Source organism: Embleya sp. NPDC025285, assembly GCF_055558835.1.
Window position 1 is genome coordinate 35752 of sequence record NZ_JBVHLU010000093.1, and the last position, 6362, is coordinate 42113.

Genomic DNA, 6362 nt, shown 5'->3' on the forward strand with positions numbered 1-6362 from the left:
TCCGATCGGCCCGGCCCCGGCCCCGGCCCACCGTCACCAAACGCGCCCGGATCACCGCCCCCGGCGGCCCGGTCGATCCACCGACCCCTTCCCGAAGGGCTTCCCGCCGTGACCACCACGTCCGCCGCACCACCGGTGCGCAGCCACAACCCGGCCGACCCCGACGAACTCGTCGCCGAGGCACCGGCGGTGTCCCCCGCCGACGTGCACAGCGCCGCCGAACGCGCCCGCGCCGCCCAACGCGATTGGTGGGCGGCCGGGGCCTCGGCCCGTTGCGCCGCGCTCGGCGCCGCCGCCGACCGACTCGCCGACACCGCCGACACCTTCGCCGACCTGATCGTGCGCGAGGTCGGCAAGCCGATCGGCGAGGCACGGGGCGAGATCGCCCGCGCCATCGCGATCCTGCGCTACAACGCGCAGCAGGTCTACGACCCGGTCGGCTCGGTGCACGAACCCGCCTCGGGCCCCGGCCTGCTGCTGACCCGACGTCGACCGTACGGCCTGGCCGGGCTGGTGACACCGTGGAACTTCCCGCTGGCGATCCCGCTCTGGAAGGCCGCGCCCGCGCTCGCCACGGGCAACGCGGTACTGCTCAAGCCCGCCCCGCAGGCGCTCGGCTGCGCGCTGCGCCTTGCCGAACTGCTCGACGCGGTGTTGCCGGCCGACCTGTTCACCGTGCTGCCGGGCGAGGCCGCCACCGGTGCGGCCGTGGTCGAGGCCGCCGATGTGGTCTCGTTCACCGGTTCGACCGCCGTGGGCCTGGACGTGGTCCGCGCGGCCACCGCGCGAGGGCTCCCCGTACAGGCCGAGATGGGCGGGTGCAACGCCGCGCTGGTCCTGCCGGACGCCGATGTGCGGTCCACCGCCGCGCAGTTGATCGCGGCGGCCTTCGGCTACGCGGGTCAGAAGTGCACCGCCACCCGGCGGATCATCGTGGTGGGCGATCCCGATCCGCTGCGCGAGGCGCTGGACGCCGCCACCCGGGCGCTGCCGGTGGGCGACCCGGCCGACGCCGCGACGGTATGCGGGCCGGTGGTGACCGAGGCGGCACGCACCCGGGTGCGCGCCGCGCTCGACTCGGCGCTCGCCGCCGGCGGCCGAGTGCTGACCGCGGGCCGCGCGTACGACGGCGCGGGATGGTTCGCCACCCCGACCATCCTGGAGCGGGTGCCGACCGGCCATGCCGCGCTCCACGAGGAGATCTTCGGCCCCGTCGCGGTCCTGCAACGCGCGAGCGACCTGGATCGGGCCATCGAGCTGGCGCGGGCCGTGCCGCACGGCCTGGTCGCGTCGGTGCACACCCGCGACCTGGACGCCGCGCTCGCCGTGGTCGACCGGATCGACACCGGCCTGGTCAAGGTCAACGCGCCCACCACGGGTGTCGACTTCCACCTGCCCTTCGGCGGAACGAAGGCCTCCAGTCACGGGCCGCGCGAACAGGGCCGCGCCGCGGCGGACTTCTACACCGCCACCCGCACCGTGAGCCTGCTGCCGGCGAATCCGACGGGCGCTGCGTGAGCACGCGGGAGCACGCGGGCGCCGCGATGCCGGGGCACCGGGACATGGCGCGTCGGGGACGGAACGGGGAGGTGGTGGGCACAATGCCGAACAGACTGTAACATTGCACATTGCACAGGTTTCGAGGTGCACCCGGCCTCGAGGAAGGACACCCGATGAGAGCGCACGCCGAAGTGCCGACCGAGCCGACCGGCGAGACCACCGCCACGGCGAACACGCTGGAGCGGCCCCTGGATCTGCCGTTCGTGCAGGAGCGCCGCAGCCTGCGCGACCAGGTGACGCACGCCCTGCGCGCCGCCCTCATCGCCGGTGAGCTGCGCCCGGACGTCATCTACTCGGCGCCGAGCCTGGCCGCCCAGTTCCGCGTCTCGGCGACCCCCGTGCGCGAAGCGATGCTCGACCTGGTCAAGGAAGGTCTGGTCGAGGTCGTCCGCAACAAGGGCTTCCGGGTCACCGCGCTGTCCGGTCGCGACCTCGACGAGTACACCGAGATTCGGTCGATGATCGAGATCCCGGTCGTCGTGGGCCTGGCCGAGACCGCCGACCCCGCCGCGCTGCAGGCGCTGCGCCCGGTGGCCGCCGCGATCGTGGCCGCCGCCGAGCGACGCGACCTGATCGGCTACCTGGAGTCCGACCGGCAGTTCCACCTCGGCCTCCTCGAACTCGGCGGCAACCAGCGCCTGGTCGAGGTCGTCGGCGACCTGCGCAAGCGCTCGCGCCTGTACGGACTCACCCAACTCGCCGAACGCGGCGCGCTGGTGGCCTCCGCCCGCGAACACGAGGAAATCCTCGACCTGTTGCTCGCCGGGGACGGCGAGGGCGTGCGGGCGGCGATGAGCGAACACCTCGGCCACATCCGCTCGCTCTGGTCCGACCCGGCCCACGAGCCCGCGCCCGGGTCCGGATCCGCACCCGAGTAAGGCGCGTCGTCGGTGTGGTGGTCGGGAACCCACTGCGGTTCCCGACCACCACACCGAACGCGAACCTCCCCGATCACCCTCACCGGTCGAGGTTCGCCAGCACCCGGTCGGCACGGTGGCGCCACGTGTGGTGCGCGTGCACTCGGCTCCGGGCCTCGCCGCCGAGCGCGCCGCGCAGTGGTTCGTCGGCCAGGAGTTCGGTGATCGCCCGGGCCCAGGCCGATGCGTCGGTGGGTGGCCGGAGAAGGCAATTGATCCGGTCGTGAAGAATCTCGCGCAGGACGGGCAGGTCGGACGCGACGATGGCCCGCCCGTGGGCCATGTACTCGAACATCTTCATCGGAGACGCCCAACGGCCCGTCTCGCAGTGTCCGTCGGCGGTGTAGACCTTGCTCTGGTAGGGGGCCAGGACCACGTCGAACAGCGGGTAGTAGGCGCCGACGGTCGCGGGCGGCCGGTGCCCGTGGAAGTACGCGTTGGCGACGCGACGACCGGGGCCGGTCCAGCGCGCGAGGTCCTCGGGGGTGCCGCCGACGAGGTGGAAGTCGAGGTCCGGGAGCCGGCGTGCGAGGTCGAGGACCAGGTCGATGCCGCGCCCCTCGTAGAGGTGTCCGACGTAGCCGATCCGTGGAGCGTGTGCCCGCCCCGGGAGTTCCGGTGGGCTCTCGAGGCCGGCGCGGGTATCGGGCGGGTCGGCGCCCTCGGGGGCGACCAGGAGCGGAAGCGGTGCGACCGCGCCGTACACACGCCGGTATTCGCGTTCGAGCGCGTGCGTGATCACCACGATCCGCGCGAGCACGCCCGCGTGCAGCAGCTCGTGTTCGATGCGCAGCGTGTTCGGGTCGTCCCGCAGCCGATGGGTCTCGTACACCAGCGGTGCGACGCCGACCGCGGCGGTGAGGGCGTACAGGTCGTGGCCGTAGATCAGATCGGGGGCGTCGCGTACGAGGAGCACTCGCACTCGTTCGGCGCGTACCCGGTATCCGGCCGGGGTGTAGTCCGGGCTCGGCACCCTGTGAATGGGGAAACGGTGCCGGACGCCGTAGTAGGCGTGCGCGTCATCGACGTCGAACGAGCCGGGCGCGGTGTAGAGGGTCACCTGGTGACCGGCCCGGGCGAAGGCGTCGCACATGCGCATCGCGTGCACGCTGTTGGCGTAGAGGGAGGGGATGCTGCCGGGGTGCAGATAGGCGATCCGCATGCCCGTCTACGCCCGGGCCGATGCGACAGGTGAACGCCCAGTCGCGCGGCGCGGCAACGTCGTGGGAGCCCGCTTCCCCTCGGCCTGTCGTTCGGCCCGAGCGTCCGGGCTCGGTACGAGGTCGTCCCGCATGTCCGGGCCCCCTTCGAATGGCCGACTTCCCCGCCGTCGGCGCGGAACCTCGGAAGCGCCATGGTGTGGGCGGGTCGGCCCCGAGGACAAGACGTGGCACGAGATCGACACGAGGCCGAGCGGTCGGCGCGGGGCCGCGGTGGCGGATCGTCCCGGATCCGCCGGCCTGGCGGGTCATCCGGGTTCCGCCGGCACGGACACATCCTTCGGACCACACGACGCGGGCCCGGGGTTCCGGGACAACATCGTGATCACATTGTGGGTGATGGTGCGCACCTGCCGGTCCAGGGGAAGCACACGCGGCCAGTCGACGGTGGCGGCGGTGAATACGGTGCCGCCTCGGGTGTACAGGCCCAGTGTCGCCATTCGTGCGCACCCGTCGCTCTCGCGCGCGGCGTGATGCCAGCCGGCGGCCGGGTCCGCGGGGAGTTCGGCGACGCCCAGGATCGTGAAGTCGACCGGTGTGCCGTCCTCGCCGGTGGCCACGGCCGCTCCCGACGCGTCGCGGCGCGTTGCCGCGCCGTCGCACTCGTAGCCGACCAGGGCGTGCTCGGCGCCGAGGAGGTCCCCGTCGCGCAGTCCGGTGCCGGTGAAGATCGGGTGCTGGGCGTGTTGCACGGTGAAGCCGAGCGGGGCTCGGGGCCCGAGCCAGTGGCCGCCGCCGTTGCGGTAGCTGACACCGGTCAGCGTGTTCTCCGGTTCGGTTTCCCACCAGTGGTCGGGGACGCCGCGGAGCGCGTCGAGGTCGACGCCCAGCGGTGCGCCCGGTGGGAATTTGGTGCAGGCCAGGGCGGTGCCGTCGTCGGTCACCGTGACGCGCCACCAGCAGGTGTTCGCGCCGAAGTTGGCGATGTTGCCGCCTCGGTCGCGAAAGGCGGTGACGTGTCGGCGGGTGGGCGCGCTCCAGTACTCGTCGTGGCCGGCGGAGAGCAACAGCCGGTGTCCGTCGAGGGGTTCGGGCGACTCGTGCAGATCCAGGTCGGTGCAGTAGTCGACCGTGTGACCGTTCGCCTCCAGCCAGGCGATGAAGGGGGCGTCCCAGTGCGCGAACGTCTGGCGCGGGGTGCGTGGATCGTGGGCGTCCGGGTGCCCCTTCACGGGACCGCCGATGCCACCGCCGGGACGTCGCAGACCGACGATCCTGGTGCCGCCCGGCGGCGGGGTCGCGAGGTGGTGGGTCGAGCGGTACAGGCTCCCGCCGCCGCTCTCGTTGTAGGCGTGGTAGGTGAACACCGGCACCTTGTAGAGGATGCGCGCGGTCGGCACTCGGGGCGTCACCACGAACAACATCCGTCCCGCGCGCGCGTCCACCGCCTCGGTGCTGTCGGGGGCCGGATCCGGCGGCCCGTCCGCGTCCGCCCGCAGGATCGCCACGTACACCCCCGAGGGCCACTTCGCGGGAACGGCGAAGTCGTAGCCGGGCCAGCACCAGTCCTGCTCGGGTCGACGTGCGGGGGCGTGGCGGCCGTCCGCGATCAGGAAGGCCATGTGGCGCAGGGTCTCGCCGCACCGGTACACGTCCATCCGGAACCGGTCGGCACGGGTGGACACATGCAGCCGCAGCGTGTCCCCCGCGCGGACCCCCGGCCGGGCGGGATATCCGTCGACGACCGGCTCTCGGGTCGAGGCCGCGATGTCGGGCCCGGGCCGCGCGTGCGGTGGTGAACCGGTCATCGGATGTGTCACCCCTCGGATGCGTACGTAGACCGGGATGCCTTCCTGCCACGTGGCCCACTCGACGCGGCGTTCTCCCGCCGGTGGCGGCCGCATCCCCGCCGACACGCCTCCCGCCGGCTTCGACCGCACTCGAAACCTAGCCACGCCACAAGGTCCATAACCCTGATGGTCATGCCCTACACCGCCTTCCACGCCGCGGCCGAGGAGGTGCGCTACGACATCGACCTGCTCGGGACGCGCTTCGGGGGCGGTTTCGAGACCGTGTGCCATCGGTTCGGCACACTCCAGCGCCCGCGCGGACGTGGGGTGCCGTTCGTGTTCCCGCGGGTGGACCGGGCGGGCAACGTCTCCAAGCGGCAGTCCGCGACCGGCTTCCGCTTCTCCCGCTGCGGCGGCACCTGCCCGCTGTGGCGGGTGTACGAGGCGTTCTCCGCGCCGGGCCGCGTCCTCACCCGGATCGCCACCATGCCCGACGGTCGCGCCTACTTCCGGATCGCCCGTACGGTCACTCGCGGGCGGCGCGCGTGGGGCGGTGCCGGGGCCGGCTTCGCGGTCGCCCCGGGTTGCGAACTCCGGCACGCACACCGGCTGGTGTACACCGACGGCCTCGCCCTGAACGACGCGGGCGGCGACGCCGATCGGCCTGGGATGTCGCGTGTGCGAGCGCCGCGACTGTCCCCGGCGGGCCTGTCCCGCCGCCGGGCACCGGCTCGCCGTCGACGAGAACCGCACCACCCTGGTCCCCTACCGGGTCGACTCCCCCGGAGTGTGACCCCGAAGGCCCCGGGTGCGCGCGGCGCCGGTTTTCGGTCGAAATGTGTCGTGGGGGGGGGGGGGGGGGGGGGGGGGGGGGGGGGGGGGGGGGGGGGGGGGGGGGGGGGGGGGGGGGGGGGGGGGGGGGGGGGGGGGGGGGG

4 protein-coding genes and 1 pseudogene are annotated in these 6362 nt (G+C 73.4%); 3 read left to right on the plus strand and 2 right to left on the minus strand.

The features are described 5' to 3' along the window. Positions 1-108 precede the first annotated feature (108 nt). Both ACZ4FV_RS40490 and ACZ4FV_RS40495 read left to right on the plus strand, forming a co-directional pair. Positions 109-1518: an aldehyde dehydrogenase family protein gene (locus ACZ4FV_RS40490; RefSeq protein ID WP_395864738.1), complete on the plus strand. Its 1410-nt coding sequence runs from the start codon at positions 109-111 to the stop codon at positions 1516-1518. A 155-nt stretch (positions 1519-1673) separates the two neighbouring features. Next, on the plus strand, positions 1674-2438 hold the full coding sequence (locus ACZ4FV_RS40495; RefSeq protein WP_402238161.1) for a GntR family transcriptional regulator: 765 nt from the start codon (positions 1674-1676) through the stop codon (positions 2436-2438). 79 nt (positions 2439-2517) lie between these two features. On the opposite strand, the gene ACZ4FV_RS40500 is transcribed toward ACZ4FV_RS40495, so the two are convergent. Further along, on the minus strand, positions 2518-3639 hold the full coding sequence (locus ACZ4FV_RS40500) for a glycosyltransferase family 4 protein (protein WP_465325705.1): 1122 nt from the start codon (positions 3637-3639) through the stop codon (positions 2518-2520). A 306-nt stretch (positions 3640-3945) separates the two neighbouring features. Then, on the minus strand, positions 3946-5445 hold the full coding sequence (locus ACZ4FV_RS40505) for a N,N-dimethylformamidase beta subunit family domain-containing protein (RefSeq protein ID WP_402238156.1): 1500 nt from the start codon (positions 5443-5445) through the stop codon (positions 3946-3948). Positions 5446-5613: 168 nt separating this feature from the next. On the opposite strand from ACZ4FV_RS40505, the pseudogene ACZ4FV_RS40510 reads away from it, so the two are divergent. Then, a pseudogene (locus ACZ4FV_RS40510) lies at positions 5614-6220 on the plus strand (short-chain fatty acyl-CoA regulator family protein); the annotation flags it as partial. Between the last annotated feature and the right edge of the window lie 142 nt (positions 6221-6362).